The 20,761-nt window shown below is 38.2% G+C and carries 17 protein-coding genes and 3 rRNA genes; all 20 read left to right on the top strand.

Features of this window, described 5'->3' with window-relative positions; translation table 11 throughout:
- Positions 1-12 precede the first annotated feature (12 nt).
- Positions 13-537 carry a GNAT family N-acetyltransferase gene (locus tag C7J89_RS00285; protein WP_103296023.1) on the top strand — a complete coding sequence of 175 codons (525 nt, stop codon included), beginning with the start codon at positions 13-15 and terminating at the stop codon, positions 535-537.
- 59 nt (positions 538-596) lie between these two features.
- Entirely contained in the window at positions 597-2,318 is a 1,722-nt protein-coding gene (dnaX, locus tag C7J89_RS00280) for a DNA polymerase III subunit gamma/tau (protein ID WP_061853404.1), read from the top strand.
- Between the two features lie 86 nt (positions 2,319-2,404).
- Positions 2,405-2,722 carry a YbaB/EbfC family nucleoid-associated protein gene (locus C7J89_RS00275; RefSeq protein WP_048794400.1) on the top strand — a complete coding sequence of 106 codons (318 nt, stop codon included), beginning with the start codon at positions 2,405-2,407 and terminating at the stop codon, positions 2,720-2,722.
- A gap of 4 nt (positions 2,723-2,726) precedes the next feature.
- On the top strand, positions 2,727-3,323 hold the full coding sequence (recR, locus tag C7J89_RS00270) for a recombination mediator RecR (protein WP_048794399.1): 597 nt from the start codon (positions 2,727-2,729) through the stop codon (positions 3,321-3,323).
- A 481-nt stretch (positions 3,324-3,804) separates the two neighbouring features.
- Positions 3,805-5,356, top strand: a 16S ribosomal RNA gene (locus C7J89_RS00265).
- Positions 5,357-5,757: 401 nt separating this feature from the next.
- Positions 5,758-8,680 (top strand): 23S ribosomal RNA (locus C7J89_RS00260).
- 73 nt (positions 8,681-8,753) lie between these two features.
- Positions 8,754-8,868, top strand: a 5S ribosomal RNA gene (rrf, locus tag C7J89_RS00255).
- Together the 16S, 23S and 5S rRNA genes form the textbook arrangement of a ribosomal RNA operon.
- An 813-nt stretch (positions 8,869-9,681) precedes the next feature.
- Complete coding sequence (locus tag C7J89_RS00250) at positions 9,682-11,025, top strand: aminotransferase class I/II-fold pyridoxal phosphate-dependent enzyme (protein ID WP_103295326.1); 1,344 nt, start codon at positions 9,682-9,684, stop codon at positions 11,023-11,025.
- A gap of 1 nt (position 11,026) precedes the next feature.
- On the top strand, positions 11,027-11,644 hold the full coding sequence (gene tmk / locus C7J89_RS00245) for a dTMP kinase (RefSeq protein WP_061855560.1): 618 nt from the start codon (positions 11,027-11,029) through the stop codon (positions 11,642-11,644).
- Between the two features lie 27 nt (positions 11,645-11,671).
- Positions 11,672-12,001, top strand: coding sequence for a cyclic di-AMP receptor DarA (locus tag C7J89_RS00240; RefSeq protein WP_061855559.1), 330 nt, complete (start codon positions 11,672-11,674; stop codon positions 11,999-12,001).
- 109 nt (positions 12,002-12,110) lie between these two features.
- Entirely contained in the window at positions 12,111-13,037 is a 927-nt protein-coding gene (locus C7J89_RS00235; RefSeq protein ID WP_103295325.1) for a DNA polymerase III subunit delta' C-terminal domain-containing protein, read from the top strand.
- A gap of 2 nt (positions 13,038-13,039) precedes the next feature.
- Positions 13,040-13,843: a PSP1 domain-containing protein gene (locus tag C7J89_RS00230; protein WP_103295324.1), complete on the top strand. Its 804-nt coding sequence runs from the start codon at positions 13,040-13,042 to the stop codon at positions 13,841-13,843.
- A gap of 15 nt (positions 13,844-13,858) precedes the next feature.
- A complete protein-coding gene (yabA, locus tag C7J89_RS00225) occupies positions 13,859-14,200 on the top strand; it encodes a DNA replication initiation control protein YabA (protein WP_061855556.1) in 342 nt (113 codons plus the stop codon).
- Between the two features lie 101 nt (positions 14,201-14,301).
- Positions 14,302-15,030, top strand: a complete 729-nt coding sequence (locus tag C7J89_RS00220; protein ID WP_103295323.1) for a tRNA1(Val) (adenine(37)-N6)-methyltransferase — start codon at positions 14,302-14,304, stop codon at positions 15,028-15,030.
- Complete coding sequence (locus C7J89_RS00215; protein ID WP_061855554.1) at positions 15,023-15,274, top strand: GIY-YIG nuclease family protein; 252 nt, start codon at positions 15,023-15,025, stop codon at positions 15,272-15,274. Before C7J89_RS00220 ends, C7J89_RS00215 begins: the two co-directional genes overlap by 8 nt.
- On the top strand, positions 15,275-16,111 hold the full coding sequence (rsmI, locus tag C7J89_RS00210; protein WP_061855553.1) for a 16S rRNA (cytidine(1402)-2'-O)-methyltransferase: 837 nt from the start codon (positions 15,275-15,277) through the stop codon (positions 16,109-16,111).
- A gap of 301 nt (positions 16,112-16,412) precedes the next feature.
- Positions 16,413-18,386 carry a methionine--tRNA ligase gene (gene metG / locus C7J89_RS00205; protein WP_103295322.1) on the top strand — a complete coding sequence of 658 codons (1,974 nt, stop codon included), beginning with the start codon at positions 16,413-16,415 and terminating at the stop codon, positions 18,384-18,386.
- Between the two features lie 22 nt (positions 18,387-18,408).
- Positions 18,409-19,176, top strand: a complete 768-nt coding sequence (locus tag C7J89_RS00200; RefSeq protein WP_048793349.1) for a TatD family hydrolase — start codon at positions 18,409-18,411, stop codon at positions 19,174-19,176.
- A gap of 124 nt (positions 19,177-19,300) precedes the next feature.
- Complete coding sequence (gene rnmV, locus C7J89_RS00195; RefSeq protein WP_061855551.1) at positions 19,301-19,852, top strand: ribonuclease M5; 552 nt, start codon at positions 19,301-19,303, stop codon at positions 19,850-19,852.
- Entirely contained in the window at positions 19,852-20,742 is an 891-nt protein-coding gene (gene rsmA, locus C7J89_RS00190) for a 16S rRNA (adenine(1518)-N(6)/adenine(1519)-N(6))-dimethyltransferase RsmA (protein WP_103295321.1), read from the top strand. Before rnmV ends, rsmA begins: the two co-directional genes overlap by 1 nt.
- The last annotated feature ends 19 nt before the right edge of the window (positions 20,743-20,761 follow it).

Raw genomic sequence — 20,761 nt, 5'->3', positions numbered from 1 at the left:
GGAGGGACATCTATGCAAATATATCTAAGTACATTAACCGAAAATGATTATGAAACGAGTTTACAAGCTATTGAAGCAGCGTTCAAAAACGTTGAGATGTCAAATCACGATGAGCAACAACTTGTTAATAAGATTAGAAAGTCTGAGACTTATAATTATGAATTGGAAGTAGTGGCTAAAAATGACGCAGGAGAAGTTGTAGGACATGCGTTATTATCTGAAGTAACAATAGAAGATGAACACGCGCAACATGTTGCTTTAGCATTAGCACCAGTGTCTGTGATATCAGAATATCGTAATCAGGGGTTAGGCAAAGCGCTCATACAAGCAGTAGAAGAGCGAGCTAAAAATCATGGCTATGAGACGATTGTTGTGTTGGGTGATCCTGAATATTATCAAGAATTAGGTTATGAGTGTGCTGATAATTATAAAATTTATGCGCCTTTTGATGTTCCTAAAGCTTATTTTATGGTTAAATTTTTGACTGATGCTAACAGACCTTCAGGTAAAGTGAATTATCCTGCTGCTTTTAATTGATAGTCATAATTTGAATGACAATGCTATAATGTGTAGTGAATGTTATTGGAGGTGCGAGTGTGAATTACCAGGCTTTATATAGAATGTTTAGACCTCAAGCGTTTAGTGATGTCGTAGGTCAAGAGCATGTAACTAAAACTTTACGTAATGCAATTTCAAAAGGGAAGCAATCCCATGCATATATATTTAGTGGACCTCGTGGAACTGGTAAAACGAGTATTGCTAAGGTGTTTGCGAAAGCAATTAACTGTTTGAATAGTGAAAATGGGGAGCCATGTAATGAGTGTGTGATATGCAAAGGCATTACACAAGGTACTAATTCTGACATTATAGAAATCGATGCCGCAAGTAACAATGGTGTCGATGAAATAAGAAATATAAGAGATAAAGTAAAATATGCACCGAGCGAATCAAAATATAAAGTCTATATTATTGATGAGGTTCATATGCTTACTACAGGGGCATTTAACGCCTTATTAAAAACTTTAGAAGAACCACCAGCACACGCTATTTTTATTTTAGCGACTACAGAACCACATAAAATACCTCCAACTATTATCTCGAGAGCGCAACGCTTTGATTTTAAATCTATTAATCATGATCAAATTGTTGAGAGATTGAAGTTTGTAGCGGAAGAGCAACAAATAGATTATGACGATGCAGCGCTTGATTTTGTAGCTAAAGCTTCAGAAGGTGGTATGCGTGATGCATTGAGTATTATGGATCAGGCTATTGCATTTGGAGACGATCATTTAACATTACAAGACGCATTGAATGTAACGGGTAGTGTTGATGACGAAGCGCTCAATAAATTGTTCGCACAAATTATAGATGGTGATGTGAAGTCAGCGTTTAGCACATATCACCAATTTGTAGCAGACGGCAAAGAAGTCAATCGTCTCATTAATGATATGATTTACTTTGTTAGAGATACTATTATGAACAAAACTGCTGATGCTAATACTGAGTATGATGCATTAATGCATTTTGAATTAGAAACGTTGTATCAAATGATAGATATAATAAATGATACATTAGTGTCGATTCGATTTAGCGTAAATCAAAACGTACATTTCGAAGTCTTGTTAGTGAAATTATCTGAAATGGTAAAGGAACAACCACAAACGATTCAAAATGTTGCTACTACGAGTGTAGCTTCCGAACCTAATAATGATGTCTTGCTTCAACGTATGGAACAACTAGAAAACGAATTAAAAACTTTGAAAACACAAGGTGCAGCTACACCAGCGGCGCAACCAGCTAAACCACAACCGAGCAATCGTGGTAGTAAGTCCAAGAATATTTTCTCAATGCAGCAAATTACTAAAGTGTTAGATAAAGCGAATAAAGAAGATATTAAATTGTTGAAAGACCATTGGGGAGAAGTAGTAGATCATGCTAAAAATAATGATATGAAATCATTAGTTAGTTTATTACAAAACTCTGAACCTGTGGCAGCGAGTGAAACACATGTATTAATCAAATTTGAAGAAGAGATTCATTGTGAAATCGTTAATAAGAATGATGAAAAGCGCGAAAATATAGAAAACGTCGTATGTAATATCATAGATAAGAGTGTTAAAGTTGTTGGCGTGCCATCCGATCAGTGGATGAGAGTAAGATCAGAATATTTACAAAATAGAAAATCTAGTGACGGAGCTACTTCTAATGATAATAGTGGTGAGAGTCAGCAAGCTGATGAACCAGAAGAAGTAGATGTAGTTCAGAAAGCGAAAGACTTATTTGGTGAAAATACAGTTAACGTTATTGATGAAGAGTGATACATGACAATAAATATAAAGGCATGTATAATATTAGCAAAGCATAATTTTAATAATATAAAGAATATCTAAGGAGGATTTACATTATGCGCGGTGGCGGAAATATGCAACAAATGATGAAACAAATGCAAAAAATGCAAAAGAAAATGGGCGAAGAGCAAGAGAAATTAAAAGAAGAACGCGTTGAAGGAACTGCAGGTGGCGGTATGGTTACTGTAACAGTGACTGGTCACAAAGAAGTAGTAGACGTTGTTATTAAAGAAGAAGCGGTAGACCCTGACGACATTGAAATGTTACAAGATTTAGTGATTGCTGCTACTAATGAAGCGATGAACAAAGCTGATGAATTATCACAAGAACGCTTAGGTAAGCACACTAAAGGCTTAAACATTCCTGGAATGTGATAACATGCAATATCCAGAACCTATTTCTAAACTGATTGACAGTTTCATGAAATTGCCAGGCATTGGACCGAAAACGGCACAACGTCTGGCATTTCACGTATTAGATATGAAAGAAGACGATGTCGTTCAATTTGCGAAAGCACTAGTAGATGTTAAACGTGAATTAACCTATTGTAGTGAATGCGGACATATAACAGAGCAAGACCCATGCTATATATGTCAGGATAAACAAAGAGATCGTTCTATTATCTGTGTAGTTGAAGACGATAAAGATGTTATTGCTATGGAAAAAATGCGAGAGTTCAAAGGATTGTATCATGTGCTTCATGGCTCAATATCTCCAATGGATGGAATTGGACCTGAAGATATCAATATCCCTTCCCTTATCAATCGTTTGAAAGATGAAGGCGTAAAAGAATTAATATTAGCAATGAACCCTAACTTAGAAGGCGAATCTACAGCAATGTATATTTCGCGTCTCGTTAAGCCAATAGGAATAACTGTAACTAGATTAGCGCAAGGCTTGTCAGTTGGCGGAGACTTAGAATACGCAGATGAAGTAACGCTATCAAAAGCTATTATGGGTAGGACTGAGATGTAAAGCTATCGCTGTGAAGCGGTGGCTTTATTTTTTTTATAAATATTTTAAAAAAAGTTAAAGTTTGTAAATAAAGGGGTTACAAGGTTTGACGGAGGCTTTATTAGTAGGTTTTATGTATTTAAACGAACTAAATACAATCATAATACATTATCGTTCGGAAACTATAGCGAAACGAGGTTTGATTTGGCTAATTAGTGTAAATTTTACCGTTGTGCATTCTTCAAAATGCCTGTATAGTATTTACTTGTCGAGCGAAACAAACGACGAACATTAAAAAAACGATTTGAAAAACTTTTAAAAAGTTATTGACATTTAGTTAAAACTTCTGTAAAATTGTTTCTTGTCGGATTGATAAATGAACATTGAAAACTGAATTGCAATATGTCAACGTTAATTCCAAACGCAACGATATAATCGTTGGTTTAAACGTGTTAGAGATAACACACAATTAGTATTTATGAGCTAATCAAACATCATAATTTTTATGGAGAGTTTGATCCTGGCTCAGGATGAACGCTGGCGGCGTGCCTAATACATGCAAGTCGAGCGAACAGATAAGGAGCTTGCTCCTTTGACGTTAGCGGCGGACGGGTGAGTAACACGTGGGTAACCTACCTATAAGACTGGAATAACTTCGGGAAACCGAAGCTAATGCCGGATAACATATAGAACCGCATGGTTCTACAGTGAAAGATGGCTTTGCTATCACTTATAGATGGACCCGCGCCGTATTAGCTAGTTGGTAAGGTAACGGCTTACCAAGGCAACGATACGTAGCCGACCTGAGAGGGTGATCGGCCACACTGGAACTGAGACACGGTCCAGACTCCTACGGGAGGCAGCAGTAGGGAATCTTCCGCAATGGGCGAAAGCCTGACGGAGCAACGCCGCGTGAGTGATGAAGGTCTTCGGATCGTAAAGCTCTGTTATTAGGGAAGAACAAGTGCGTAAGTAACTGTGCGCACCTTGACGGTACCTAATCAGAAAGCCACGGCTAACTACGTGCCAGCAGCCGCGGTAATACGTAGGTGGCAAGCGTTATCCGGAATTATTGGGCGTAAAGCGCGCGTAGGCGGTTTCTTAAGTCTGATGTGAAAGCCCACGGCTCAACCGTGGAGGGTCATTGGAAACTGGGAGACTTGAGTGCAGAAGAGGAAAGTGGAATTCCATGTGTAGCGGTGAAATGCGCAGAGATATGGAGGAACACCAGTGGCGAAGGCGACTTTCTGGTCTGTAACTGACGCTGATGTGCGAAAGCGTGGGGATCAAACAGGATTAGATACCCTGGTAGTCCACGCCGTAAACGATGAGTGCTAAGTGTTAGGGGGTTTCCGCCCCTTAGTGCTGCAGCTAACGCATTAAGCACTCCGCCTGGGGAGTACGACCGCAAGGTTGAAACTCAAAGGAATTGACGGGGACCCGCACAAGCGGTGGAGCATGTGGTTTAATTCGAAGCAACGCGAAGAACCTTACCAAATCTTGACATCCTTTGACCACTCTGGAGACAGAGCTTTCCCCTTCGGGGGACAAAGTGACAGGTGGTGCATGGTTGTCGTCAGCTCGTGTCGTGAGATGTTGGGTTAAGTCCCGCAACGAGCGCAACCCTTAAGCTTAGTTGCCATCATTAAGTTGGGCACTCTAAGTTGACTGCCGGTGACAAACCGGAGGAAGGTGGGGATGACGTCAAATCATCATGCCCCTTATGATTTGGGCTACACACGTGCTACAATGGACAATACAAAGGGCAGCTAAACCGCGAGGTCATGCAAATCCCATAAAGTTGTTCTCAGTTCGGATTGTAGTCTGCAACTCGACTACATGAAGCTGGAATCGCTAGTAATCGTAGATCAGCATGCTACGGTGAATACGTTCCCGGGTCTTGTACACACCGCCCGTCACACCACGAGAGTTTGTAACACCCGAAGCCGGTGGAGTAACCATTATGGAGCTAGCCGTCGAAGGTGGGACAAATGATTGGGGTGAAGTCGTAACAAGGTAGCCGTATCGGAAGGTGCGGCTGGATCACCTCCTTTCTAAGGATATATTCGGAACATCTTCTACGAAGATGAAACGGAATAACGTAGACATATTGTATTCAGTTTTGAATGCTCATAGAGTATTCAAAGATTGTACATTGAAAACTAGATAAGTAAGTAAAATATAGATTTTACCAAGCAAAACCGAGTGAATTAGAGTTTTAAAAAGCTTGAATTCAAACTAAAATAATCGCTAGTGTTCGAAAGAACACTCACAGATTAATAACATTTTGGGTTTTGAGTTAAACATTGCGTTTGACTTCGATAGATGTTTTCAAAAGAAAACGTTTGTCAGTCAATGCGTTGCGAGGATGATTTAAGGCGTTTACTTCTGTAAACAACTGACAATCAGACGAAGCAACAAAGCAGAATGCGAGCGTTTGACTTGAAAACAAAAAGATTAAGTTATTAAGGGCGCACGGTGGATGCCTTGGCACTAGAAGCCGAAGAAGGACGTTACTAACGACGATATGCTTTGGGGAGCTGTAAGTAAGCTTTGATCCAGAGATTTCCGAATGGGGAAACCCAACACGAGTCATGTCGTGTTATCAACATGTGAATACATAGCATGTTAGAAGGCATACCCGGAGAACTGAAACATCTTAGTACCCGGAGGAAGAGAAAGAAAAATCGATTCCCTGAGTAGCGGCGAGCGAAACGGGAACAGCCCAAACCAACAAGCTTGCTTGTTGGGGTTGTAGGACACTCTATACGGAGTTACAAAAGTTATTGTTAGACGAAGTATCTGGAAAGATACATCAAAGAAGGTAATAATCCTGTAGTCGAAAACGATAACCCTCTTGAGTGGATCCTGAGTACGACGGAGCACGTGAAATTCCGTCGGAATCTGGGAGGACCATCTCCCAAGGCTAAATACTCTCTAGTGACCGATAGTGAACCAGTACCGTGAGGGAAAGGTGAAAAGTACCCCGGAAGGGGAGTGAAAGAGAACTTGAAACCGTGTGCTTACAAGTAGTCAGAGCCCGTTAATGGGTGATGGCGTGCCTTTTGTAGAATGAACCGGCGAGTTACGATTTGATGCAAGGTTAAGCAGGAAATGTGGAGCCGTAGCGAAAGCGAGTCTGAATAGGGCGTTGAGTATTTGGTCGTAGACCCGAAACCAGGTGATCTACCCATGACCAGGTTGAAGTTCAGGTAACACTGAATGGAGGACCGAACCGACTTACGTTGAAAAGTGAGCGGATGAGTTGTGGGTAGCGGAGAAATTCCAATCGAACCTGGAGATAGCTGGTTCTCTCCGAAATAGCTTTAGGGCTAGCCTCAAGTGATGATTATTGGAGGTAGAGCACTGTTTGGACGAGGGGCCCTTCTCGGGTTACCGAATTCAGACAAACTCCGAATGCCAATCAATTTAACTTGGGAGTCAGAACATGGGTGATAAGGTCCGTGTTCGAAAGGGAAACAGCCCAGACCACCAGCTAAGGTCCCAAAATATATGTTAAGTGGAAAAGGATGTGGCGTTGCCCAGACAACTAGGATGTTGGCTTAGAAGCAGCCATCATTTAAAGAGTGCGTAATAGCTCACTAGTCGAGTGACACTGCGCCGAAAATGTACCGGGGCTAAACATATTACCGAAGCTGTGGATTGTCCGTAGGACAATGGTAGGAGAGCGTTCTAAGGGCGTTGAAGCATGATCGCAAGGACATGTGGAGCGCTTAGAAGTGAGAATGCCGGTGTGAGTAGCGAAAGACGGGTGAGAATCCCGTCCACCGATTGACTAAGGTTTCCAGAGGAAGGCTCGTCCGCTCTGGGTTAGTCGGGACCTAAGCTGAGGCCGATAGGCGTAGGCGATGGATAACAGGTTGATATTCCTGTACCACCTAAATTCGTTTTAAGCGATGGGGGGACGCAGTAGGATAGGCGAAGCGTGCTGTTGGAGTGCACGTCCAAGCAGTAAGACTGAGTGTTAGGCAAATCCGGCACTCATAAGGTCAAGCTGTGATGGGGAGAGGAAATTGTTTCCTCGAGTCGTTGATTTCACACTGCCAAGAAAAGCCTCTAGCTAGAATATTAGGTGCCCGTACCGCAAACCGACACAGGTAGTCAAGATGAGAATTCTAAGGTGAGCGAGCGAACTCTCGTTAAGGAACTCGGCAAAATGACCCCGTAACTTCGGGAGAAGGGGTGCTCTCTAGGGTTAACGCCCGGGAGAGCCGCAGTGAATAGGCCCAAGCGACTGTTTATCAAAAACACAGGTCTCTGCTAAACCGTAAGGTGATGTATAGGGGCTGACGCCTGCCCGGTGCTGGAAGGTTAAGAGGAGTGGTTAGCTTCTGCGAAGCTACGAATCGAAGCCCCAGTAAACGGCGGCCGTAACTATAACGGTCCTAAGGTAGCGAAATTCCTTGTCGGGTAAGTTCCGACCCGCACGAAAGGCGTAACGATTTGGGCACTGTCTCAACGAGAGACTCGGTGAAATCATAGTACCTGTGAAGATGCAGGTTACCCGCGACAGGACGGAAAGACCCCGTGGAGCTTTACTGCAGTCTGATATTGAAATTCGGCACAGTTTGTACAGGATAGGTAGGAGCCTTAGAAGCGTGAACGCTAGTTTACGTGGAGGCGTTGGTGGGATACTACCCTCGCTGTGTTGGATTTCTAACCCGCACCATTGATCATGGTGGGAGACAGTGTCAGATGGGCAGTTTGACTGGGGCGGTCGCCTCCTAAAGAGTAACGGAGGCGCTCAAAGGTTCCCTCAGAATGGTTGGAAATCATTCACAGAGTGTAAAGGCATAAGGGAGCTTGACTGCGAGACTTACAAGTCGAGCAGGGTCGAAAGACGGACTTAGTGATCCGGTGGTTCCGCATGGAAGGGCCATCGCTCAACGGATAAAAGCTACCCCGGGGATAACAGGCTTATCTCCCCCAAGAGTTCACATCGACGGGGAGGTTTGGCACCTCGATGTCGGCTCATCGCATCCTGGGGCTGTAGTCGGTCCCAAGGGTTGGGCTGTTCGCCCATTAAAGCGGTACGCGAGCTGGGTTCAGAACGTCGTGAGACAGTTCGGTCCCTATCCGTCGTGGGCGTAGGAAATTTGAGAGGAGCTGTCCTTAGTACGAGAGGACCGGGATGGACATACCTCTGGTGTACCAGTTGTCGTGCCAACGGCATCGCTGGGTAGCTATGTATGGACGGGATAAGTGCTGAAAGCATCTAAGCATGAAGCCCCCCTCAAGATGAGATTTCCCAACTTCGGTTATAAGATCCCTCAAAGATGATGAGGTTAATAGGTTCGAGGTGGAAACATGGCGACATGTGGAGCTGACGAATACTAATCGATCGAAGACTTAATCAATTTAAATGTTTTGATTGGTACAATGATATTTACTTACTATCTAGTTTTGAATGTATAACTTTATACATCATTGTCTGGTGACAATGGCAAGGAGGTCACACCTGTTCCCATGCCGAACACAGAAGTTAAGCTCCTTAGCGCCGATGGTAGTCGGACTTACGTCCCGCTAGAGTAGGACGTTGCCAGGCAATCAAGAGACCAAAAGGTCTCTTTTTTTTATGCTTAAAAGGAGCTTAACTTCTTAGAATAATATTAAAAACACTTCAAGACCGAAGGTCTTTCTATAAACAGAAAATAAAACATTAAACCCATTGACGCAGAGAAAGCGTTTGAAGGTGACGAACTCAGTGCATCGCGCCACGCGCTTACGAGAAGGTAAGCAAGTAAGCGAGGCATGCAAGTGAGGAAAGATGCGAGCGCTTGCCCCTCAAGCCAAAAAAGCTCCTTAGCGCCGATGGTAGCAGATTTACGTCCCGCTAATAGAGGAACACAGGTGAATAGCACCTGTGTAAGTCCCACAAAACTTAAAGAGTGGGACTTTAGACGTTGCCAGGCGATCAAGAGACCAAAAGGTCTCTTTTTTTATGTCTAAAGGAGCTTAACTTCTTAAAGTAATTATTAAATTACATTAAGACCGTAGGTCTGTTTATATAAATTGAAAATAAAACATTAAACCCATTGGCGTAGAGAAAGCGTTTGAAGATGACGAACTCAAGGCATCGCGCCACGCGCTTACGAGTAGGTAAGCAAGTAAGCGAGGCATGCAAGTGAGGAAAGATGCGAGCGCTTGCCTCAAGCCAAAAAAGCTTCTTAGCGCCGATGGTAGCAGCCTTACATCCCGCTAATAGAGGAACCCATACGAGACCTTCGAGTCTCTTTTTTTATACCTGAAAATGTAAGATTAATTAAAAGATAAAATGCTCTATCAATAAAATTTTGAAGAAGCTAAAGCGATACTTTATAATGGGTTAGTAATACTATAGAGTGGATGTGTATGGAAGATGGCATTACCGTTAACTAATAAATTGAAATCTTTAATGAAAGAAAATCCAATTTCTATGCATGTACCTGGGCATAAAAATAATACAATTGGTAGTTTGGATAAATTAAATATTAATATGGATATGACTGAAATTACTGGATTGGACGACTTGCATCATCCAGAGGAAGTGTTGTACGAAAGTATGGCTAATATAACTAAACATAAAGACTATGACGCTTTTTATTTGGTTAATGGGACTACGTCCGGCATTTTATCAGTTATTCAAGCATTTGCTCATACATCAGGAGATTACATTATCCCGAGAAATGCACATAAATCAGTTTTTCATGGTCTTGAGATAGCACGAGGCAATGCCTTATTATTAGGCATGGATATAAGTCCAAATACTTACCAATATTTAGGCCCTACATATAGCAATGTAGATTATTTTGAAAAGGACCATAAATTAGCAGTGTATACTTATCCTAACTATTATGGAGAGTGCTTTGATATAAAGCCACAGCTTGAACATTTACATAAACTGAACATACCAGTATTAGTCGACGAAGCGCATGGCGCACATTTTGATTTGGAAGGTTTTCCTCAGTCAACGTTAAACTTTGGGGCAGATTTTGTCGTTCAATCTTATCATAAAACTTTACCGTCACTAACAATGAGTTCGGTATTGTTTATACATAAGGATGCACCACTAAGACAACAAGTAATCAATTATTTAAGTTATTTTCAATCTTCAAGCCCTTCTTATTTGTTAATGTCTAGTCTAGAGTTGGCTCATCACTTTTATGAAACTTATAAGAGTGACGTGTTTTTTGATAAACGGCAAAAACTAATTGATTATTTAGAGCAACAAGGGCTAACAGTGACAGAAATGGACGACCCATTAAAACTTTGTTTATCTCATCACGCATATGATGGATATGAATTACAGACGATGTTTGAGACACACAGCATTTTTGTAGAGTTAGCGGATGAATATCAAGTCTTGTTTGTTTTGCCGTTATGGCATCAACATGATACTTATCCATTTAATGATTTATTAAATAAAATAAAACGGCTAAAATTAACTAAAACATCCTCAATATCGATAGAGAAACAAATAAAAACTACGGCCATAGGACATTATAAGTTCAGTGCTAATAACAAAACACGAACAGTTAAGCTTGAAGAGGCCGAGGGTAAAATTTTGGCTACGCATATCGTGCCATATCCGCCAGGCATACCAATTATGTTGAAGGGCGAAAAAATAACTGCAAATATGGTAAAATTATTGCGATATTGGTCTAACCAAAAGTTGAGAGTAGAAGGAATTAAAAATAATTATATAGAAATTAAGGATGAATAAAATGTCAGCATTTATTACGTTTGAAGGCCCGGAAGGCTCAGGGAAAACGACTGTACTACAACAAGTAGCAGCAAAATTACAAGACAAATTTGAAACGATTGTTACTAGAGAACCAGGTGGCGTATCTACTGGGGAACAAATTCGCGAAATATTATTAGAAGGTGGCGATATGGATGAACGTACAGAAGCCTTATTGTTTGCAGCATCAAGACGCGAACATCTTGTAGGCAAAGTTATTCCAGCGCTTGACCAAGGTAAAGTAGTTTTATGTGATAGATATATTGATAGTTCTTTAGCATATCAAGGTTATGCAAGGGGTATAGGAGTAGAGGAAGTTAAAGCAATAAACGAGTTTGCGATTAATGGTCTATATCCTGATTTAACAATTTATTTAGATGTTAGTGTTGAAGTAGGAAGAGAACGTATCGTATCAAATTTACGTGAACAAAATCGTCTAGATCAGGAAGATGTAGCCTTCCATGAAAAAGTAGTAGAGGGCTATCATAAAGTAATTGACAGTGATGCTTCTCGATTTGTTGTGATTGACGCCAATCAAAATATCGATGACGTTGTGGATGCAACGTATAAATCTATTCTCAAATATTTAGAAAAATTATGATATAATAATGTGAAGAGGTGTATGAATATGAAAATGATTATTGCGATTGTCCAAGATCAAGACAGCCAAGAACTTTCAGACCAACTCGTAAAAAATAATTTTAGAGCAACAAAACTTGCTACAACAGGTGGATTTTTAAGAGCAGGTAACACGACATTCCTTTCAGGTGTTGAAGATGAACGTGTAGACGAAATTTTAAAAGTTATCGATGATACATGTGGTAATAGAGAGCAACTTGTATCGCCAATTACACCAATGGGTGGTAGTGCTGATTCTTATATCCCATATCCAGTTGAAGTTGAAGTTGGAGGAGCAACGGTATTCGTAATGCCAGTTGAAGCTTTCCATCAATTCTAAATTATGGTTGCTATATATGCATTTGTAATTCATACAGGTAATTATTTTATTACCATATGAATTAACTTGCTATATATGCAGCCTTTTTATATAAAGGAGTATTTTTGTGATGGATGAACAAGAAATGCTGACAAATGCTTATCACTCAAATAAATTATCACATGCTTATTTATTTGAAGGTGATGACGCACAAACAATGCAACAAGTAGCTTTAGAATTTGCGAAACTAATTTTATGTAACGATAATGAACAGTGTCAGTTAAAAGTAGATACATTCAACCATCCTGATTTTATGCATGTCGCTTCTGAAGAAACTACAATAAAAAAGGACCAAATAGAACAACTTGTTAGACATATGAATCAATTGCCAATAGAAAGTGACCATAAAGTATATATTATTGAGTCTTTTGAAAAACTAACAGTTCAAGGCGAGAATAGTATTTTAAAATTTTTGGAAGAGCCACCAGAAAACACGGTAGCGATTTTGCTTTCTACTAAACCAGAGCAAATTTTAAATACAATCCATTCAAGGTGTCAGCACATTTATTTTAAACCAATAGATAAAGAGCGATTTATTCAAAGACTGGAAGAACATGAAATTTCTCGACCTGTTGCCGAGTTATTATGTACATATACGACACAACTAGATACGGCATTAAGTATAAATGAGGAAGCTGATTTAGCAACGTTACGTAAAAGTATTTTGCGTTGGTGTAATTTATTGCTATCGAATAAACATATGGCTTTAATTGGTATCGTTGATTTATTAAAACAAGCTAAAAATAGACGTTTGCAATTGTTAACATTAGCAGCGGTTAACGCATTTTTTGAAGATATCATGCACGCAAAAGTTGGCATAGATGATAAAATGATTTATCGAGATATTAAAGTAGATATAACTAACTATGCGAGTAAAATTGATTTTAATCAAATCGTTTTAATGTATGATAGAATAACTGAAGCGAATAAAAAATTAAATCAGAATGTTAACCCGACGTTAGTGTTCGAACAGATAGTTATAAAAGGGGTGAGTTAAACATGCAAAATGTTGTAGGCATAGACTTTCAAAAGTCAGGTAAATTAGAGTATTATTCCCCGATGAATTACGACTTGGAAGCGGGACAATGGGTCGTTGTTGAATCTAAAAGAGGAATAGAAATGGGACGTGTTAAATATGCGCCTTTAGATGTTGCAGATGAAGACGTAACTTTACCTTTAAAAGAAATTGTCCGTGTAGCTTCAAACGAAGATAGAGAAAAATATGACCAAAATGAACAAGATGCTAGTGAAGCGATGGAGTTATGCAAATCAACGATTCAGCAATTGGATTTATCAATGAGATTGGTTAATTGTGAGTTTACGTTAGATAAATCAAAGGTAATTTTTAATTTCACTTCTGATGACCGTGTGGACTTTAGAAAATTGGTGAAAATATTAGCTCAAAAATTAAAAACACGTATTGAATTAAGACAAATTGGTGTTAGAGATGAAGCTAAATTACTAGGTGGTATTGGACCATGTGGTCGTTCATTATGTTGCTCGACGTTTTTAGGTGACTTTGAACCCGTGTCTATTAAGATGGCTAAAGATCAAAATTTATCGTTAAACCCAACGAAAATTTCTGGTGCATGTGGTCGTCTAATGTGTTGCTTAAAATATGAAAATGACTATTATGAAGAAGCGCGTGCTCAATTACCAGACGTAGGTGACAATATTGAAACGCCTGATGGTAATGGTAAAGTAATAGGTTTGAACATTTTAGACGTTTCAATGCAAGTTAAAGTCGAAGGTTTCGAACAACCACTTGAATATAAAGCAGAAGAATTAGAAGCATTTAATTAGGAGGCTTTAGCGACATTGGATAGAAGTGAAATTTTTGAAAAGCTTTCACGCTTAGAACGCCAAATTGATGAAGTAAACAACAATATGACTGAAATGAAAAATTTAATGGTTGAGTTAGTTGAAGAAAATGTAGCCTTACATATTGAAAATGACAACCTAAAATCTTTAATTAATAAAGATGAGGAGTCCACTAAACAGAAAACTACAAAATCTACTAACGCTAAACAACCATTGCGTAGTAAGGATAATCTTGCCATGTTATATAAAGAAGGCTTTCATATTTGTAAAGGTGAACTATTTGGTAAGCATAGAAAAGGCGACGATTGCTTATTTTGTTTAGAAGTTTTAAGCGAATAGTTTTAAACAGTAAATTAATAAGTTATTAAAGGATGAGATGTTAGTGATAGGCTTGAATAATAGCAAGCATCGCCATCTTATCCTTTTTTTGGAGGATTAATATGGAATTGTTAGAACATGAACGGTTAGATTATCTGATGAAAGAACATTTGCGTATCATTCAAAATGACGATGTCTTTTCTTTTTCTACAGATGCGCTTTTATTAGGTCATTTTACCGAAGTTAGAAAAAATGATTCAATCATGGATTTGTGTTCGGGGAATGGCGTGGTGCCGTTATTATTATCATATAAAACGAAACGCCAAATAGATGGTATCGAAATACAGCATCAACTCGTAGATATGGCTAATCGTAGCATCGCCTTCAACCAGTTAACGTCTCAGATTCAAATGTATGAGATGGATTTGAAAGATGCACGCACACAATTTAAACCATCGCAGTATAGTTTAGTGACATGCAATCCACCATATTTTAAAAGCAATCAATTACATCAACATCAAAAAGATGCCCATAAAATCGCTAGGCATGAAATTATGTGTTCATTAGAAGATTGTTGTATAGCTGCGAGACATTTGTTGAAACAAGGTGGTAGGTTGGTGATGGTTCATCGTGCTGAGCGTCTAATGGACGTATTGTCCAATATGAGGGCAAGTGGGATAGAACCTAAAAAGTTATGTTTTGTATATAGCAAAAAATCAAAGGATGCCCAAACGATTATTGTTGAAGGACGTAAGGGTGGTAATCAAGGTTTGACAATACAACCACCTTTTTATATTTATAATGAAGATGGTACATATACATCAGAAATGAGCGAGGTATATTATGGATAGTCATTATGTCTATATTGTGCGATGTAAAGATGGATCGCTATATACAGGTTATGCTAAAGACGTCGAACAACGTGTGAAGAAACATAATCTAGGTCAGGGTGCGAAATATACTAAAAATAGAAGGCCCGTGACACTCGTATATCACGAAACCCATGATACAAAGTCGAGCGCTTTAAAACGAGAATATGAAATAAAAACTTATTCAAGAAATAAAAAACTGCAATTAATTAAGGAGGCGCAATAAATGGGGACTTTATTTCTAGTCGGTACACCAATAGGTAACTTAGCAGATATAACGTATAGAGCTGTTGAGACACTTAAGTCTGTAGATATGATTGCGTGCGAAGACACAAGAGTTACTAGTAAATTATGTCATCATTATGATATACAACCACCATTGAAATCGTATCATGATCATAATAAAGAACAGCAAACAAGTGTACTTATAGAACAATTAACTAATGGTTCAGATATTGCATTGGTCTCGGATGCAGGCTTACCACTTATAAGTGATCCTGGATATGAACTTGTAGTGGCAGCGCGAGAAGCGGGAATTCGCGTCGAAACGATACCAGGTCCAAATGCTGGTCTTACAGCGTTAATGGCGAGTGGATTGTCTTCATTTACTTATACTTTTTTAGGATTTTTACCAAGAAAAGAAAAAGAGAAACTACAAGTTTTAGAGAAGCGTATGTATCAAGATAGTACGCTAATCATTTATGAATCACCACATCGCGTGAAAGATACATTAAAAGCAATTGCTAAAATTGATGAACAACGACAAGTTACGCTAGGTCGCGAGCTTACTAAAAAATTCGAACAAATCGAAACACAATCTGTCTTACAGTTATTAACTGCCGTCAATGAATCACAGATTCCTCTGAAGGGTGAATTCGTCATTCTAATTGAAGGAGCAACCGCGGTAGAAGACACAAGCTGGTTTGAAAATATGACTATAGAAGAGCATGTCACTTCTTATATCGAACAAGATATGAAGCCGAAAGCTGCTATAAAAAGTGTGGCTGAAGATAGAAACATGAAAACTAGTGAGGTTTATAATATTTATCATAATGTGAATTAAGGATGTCGTATTTGTATAAGAAATAATGTAGTTTTCTAATAACAATAACGTGTATTTTATTAATTCAAATAGAAATAAAAAGGTACCAAATATATGGCGATTTATGGTATTGTAGATAAGATAGAGCATATAATTATATTTAATAAAATCAGATGTTTATTGAGTGTACATAGAAGTAACATGGTGTCGTCAAAATATGAATGATAAGTAATCTTATGCATAGTTCAGCACATCAAGGCTTCATTGAAAACAAATATTAATTTAGATATATTTATAGTGTAAGAAACGAGGAGGAACAATGATGGTGAAAGATACATTTTATATCACTACCCCAATATATTATCCGAGTGGAAACTTGCATATCGGTCACGCATACACAACGACTGCTGGTGATGTGATTGCACGCTATAAAAGAATGCAAGGTTACGATGTAAGATATTTAACTGGGACAGATGAACACGGTCAAAAAATTCAAGAAAAAGCGCATAAAGCGGGTAAAACTGAGTTAGCTTATTTAGATGAAATGATTTCTGGTATCAAAGCTTTATGGAAAAAACTAGAAATCTCTAATGACGACTTTATTCGTACTACAGAAGAACGTCACAAAGAAGTCGTACAACAAATCTTTGAACGTCTATTGTCTCAAGGCGATATTTATCTAGGTGAATATGAAGGTTGGTATTCAGTACCTGATGAAACATACTATACTGAAACACAACTAGTAGATCCAGTATATGAAAATGGCAAAATTGTCGGCGGTAAAAGTCCAGACTCAGGTCATGATGTAGAATTAGTCAAAGAAGAAAGTTACTTCTTCAACTTGTCTAAATACACAGATCGTCTATTAGAATTTTACGATGAAAATCCTGATTTTATTCAACCACCTTCACGTAAAAATGAAATGATTAATAACTTTATTAAACCAGGTTTAGAAGATTTAGCTGTATCTCGTACTTCATTTGATTGGGGTATTCGTGTTAAATCAAATCCTAAACACGTTGTATACGTTTGGATTGATGCACTGGTAAACTATATTTCTTCATTAGGTTACTTGTCGGATGATGATTCATTATTCCAAAAATATTGGCCGGCAGATATTCATATTATGGCCAAGGAAATTGTCCGTTTCCACTCAATTATCTGGCCAATTTTATTAATGGCACTTGATATTCCATTACCTAAAAAAGTCTTTGCGCATGGTTGGATCTTAATGAAAGACGGTAAAATGAGTAAATCAAAAGGTAACGTAGTCGACCCTAACGTGTTAATTGACCGTTACGGTTTAGATGCTACACGTTATTATTTATTACGTGAGTTACCTTTTGGCGCTGATGGTGTATTTACGCCTGAAGGCTTCGTTGAACGTACAAATTATGATTTAGCTAATGACCTTGGTAACTTAGTAAATCGTACTATATCGATGATTAACAAATATTTTGATGGTGAGTTGCCAGCATATAAAGGTGCTCAAAACGATTTAGACAAAGATATGGAACAAATGGCATTGGACACTGTTAAAACTTACCATGAAAACATGGAAAACCTACAGTTCTCTGTTGCTTTATCTACAGTATGGAAATTTATTAGTCGTACGAATAAATATATCGACGAAACAACACCATGGGTTTTAGCTAAAGATGAGAGTCAAAAAGATATGTTAGGTAATGTAATGGCTCACTTAGTAGAAAATATCCGTATCATAGCGGTTATTTTACGACCATTCTTAACACATGCACCTTACCAAATCTTTGAACAACTAAATATTAATAATCCAGAATTACATGAGCTTGTTAGCGTTGAGTCTTACGGTGCATTAACTGAACCGATTACAGTAGTTGAAAAACCAACGCCAATCTTCCCTCGTCTTGATAGTGAGGCTGAAATTGCATACATCAAAGAATCTATGCAACCACCAAAAGAAGATAATGCTGAAGAAGAAGTACCTGCAAAAGAAACAATCGATATTAAAGATTTCGATAAAGTAGAGATTAAAGCAGCGACAGTAATTGATGCTGAGCAAGTTCCTAAATCAGATAAATTATTAAAAATTCAAGTCGACCTAGATTCAGAGCAACGCCAAATAGTTTCAGGAATTGCCAAGTTTTACAATCCTGAAGATATAATTGGTAAAAAAGTAGCGGTCGTTACTAACTTGAAACCAGCGAAATTAATGGGTCAAAAATCTGAAGGTATGATTTTATCAGCCGAAAAAGATGGCGTCTTAACATTAGTAAGCTTGCCAAGTGCTATTCCAAATGGTGCAGTAATTAAATAATAAAGTAAGGGAGCGATTAAATATGTTAATCGATACGCATGTACATTTAAATGCAGAACAGTATGACGAAGATTTAGAAGCGGTCATCGAGCGTGCTAGAGAAAATGGTGTCGATCGTATGTTTGTTGTAGGATTTGATACGCCTACAGTTGAACGTACAATGGAATTAATCGATCAATATGACTTTATTTATGGCATTATTGGATGGCATCCAGTCGATGCTATTGATTGCACGGAAGAGCGATTAGAATGGATCGAAGAACTAGCAAAACATCCAAAAGTTATTGGTATTGGTGAAACAGGTTTAGACTATCATTGGGATAAGTCGCCTAAAGACGTTCAACAAGCATTGTTTAGAAAACAAATTGCGCTAGCTAAACGCGTTAATTTACCAATAATTATTCATAATCGAGAGGCAACTCAAGATTGTGTGGATATTTTAAAAGAAGAACATGCTGAAGAAATTAGTGGTATTATGCATAGTTTTAGTGCTTCACCAGAAATAGCAGATGAAATTATTAATAAATTAAATTTCTATGTGTCATTAGGTGGACCTGTTACATTTAAAAATGCTAAACAACCTAAAGAAGTTGCACAACATGTACCATTCGATAGATTGTTAGTAGAAACTGATGCACCATTCTTATCACCGCACCCATATAGAGGTAAACGTAACGAACCAGCACGTGTCACACTTGTTGCTGAACAAATTGCAGAATTACGTGGTGTAAGCTATGAAGAAGTGTGTGAACAAACTACTAAGAATGCTGAAACTTTATTTAAATTATAAAGTTAAAAGAGAAAGATATTGGTCTAATATTTGGAATTGAAAGTATCACAATATCCATAAATGTTAAGCCGATATCTTTCTCGTTTTTTATAGGAATGAATATATTGAGAAGGTGAAACAATAAATGAAAATAAATGAATTTATTGTAGTTGAAGGTCGTGACGATACAGAACGTGTTAAATCTGCTGTCGAATGCGACACGATTGAAACTAATGGCAGTGCAATTAATCAATCAACGCTTGAAGTGATAAAACAAGCCTATGAAACAAGAGGCGTAATTGTTTTAACTGATCCTGATTTCCCGGGTGATAAAATACGAAATACGATACGTGATTATATTCCGGGTGTTAAACATGCTTATATAGATAGAGCTAAAGCACGAAATAAACGTGGCAAAATTGGAGTAGAACACGCAGCTGTAGAAGATATCAAAGATGCATTGATTAATGTTAGCACGCCATTTGAAGAGGGAAATGAATCAATAAGTAAGGATGTATTAATAGATTTAGGGTTGATCGTCGGTAACGATGCACGTAGAAAGCGTGCCATACTAAGCCAAAAATTAAATATTGGTCATTCTAACGGGAAACAATTAGTAAAAAAATTAAATGCGTTTGGCTATACGGAAGAAGATGTACGTGAAGCGCTATTAGACAAGAATGGAAGTGAAAAGTAGTGGAAACTAAAGATATTGCTACACCATCTCGAGCAAAGGCTTTATTGGCGCAATATGGTTTTGATTTTAAAAAGAGTTTAGGTCAAAATTTCCTAATTGATGTGAATATCATTAATAATATTATCGATGCGAGTCAGATTGATGATGAAACGGGAATAATTGAAATCGGACCTGGTATGGGGTCATTGACTGAACAACTTGCTAAAAATGCCAAAAAAGTAGTTGCTTTTGAAATAGACCAACGACTCATACCGGTGCTCAATGACACGCTAGCGCCATATGATAACGTAACTGTAATTAACGAAGATATATTAAAAGCTGACGTGGCACATTATGTTGACCAACATTTATCACACTGTAAACGAATTATGGTCGTGGCAAATTTACCTTATTATATAACGACACCAATACTTTTAAACTTAATGCAACAATCGCTACCAATAGATGGTTATGTGGTAATGATGCAAAAAGAAGTTGGCGAGAGATTAAATGCACAAGTCGGTACAAAAGCTTATGGATCTTTATCTATAGTAGCGCAATATTATACAGAAACGAGTACAGTGCTTACAGTGCCTAAATCTGTGTTTTTACCTCCACCTAATGTAGATTCAATTGTTGTTAAATTAATGCAACGTTCTGAACCTCTCGTCAACGTAGACGATGAAGAGAAGTTTTTCCGTCTAACGAAAGGTGCTTTCGGTCAACGAAGAAAAACAATAAATAATAATTATCAATCGTTATTTACTGATGGTAAAAAGCTGAAGGCTAAAATTGGTGAATGGCTAAAAAGTTCGGATATAGATCCTACTAGACGTGGTGAAACGCTTGCAATAGAGGAGTTTGCGACCCTTTACAACAATTTAGAAAAATTTCCCGAATTACAATTTTAATCTATTGACATTCTTGCTT

The sequence above is a fragment of the Staphylococcus kloosii genome (assembly GCF_003019255.1).
Taxonomy (GTDB): Bacteria; Bacillota; Bacilli; order Staphylococcales; family Staphylococcaceae; genus Staphylococcus; species Staphylococcus kloosii.
The sequence above is the reverse complement of the archived record's forward strand: the minus strand, read 5'-3'. Positions and strand labels throughout refer to the sequence as shown.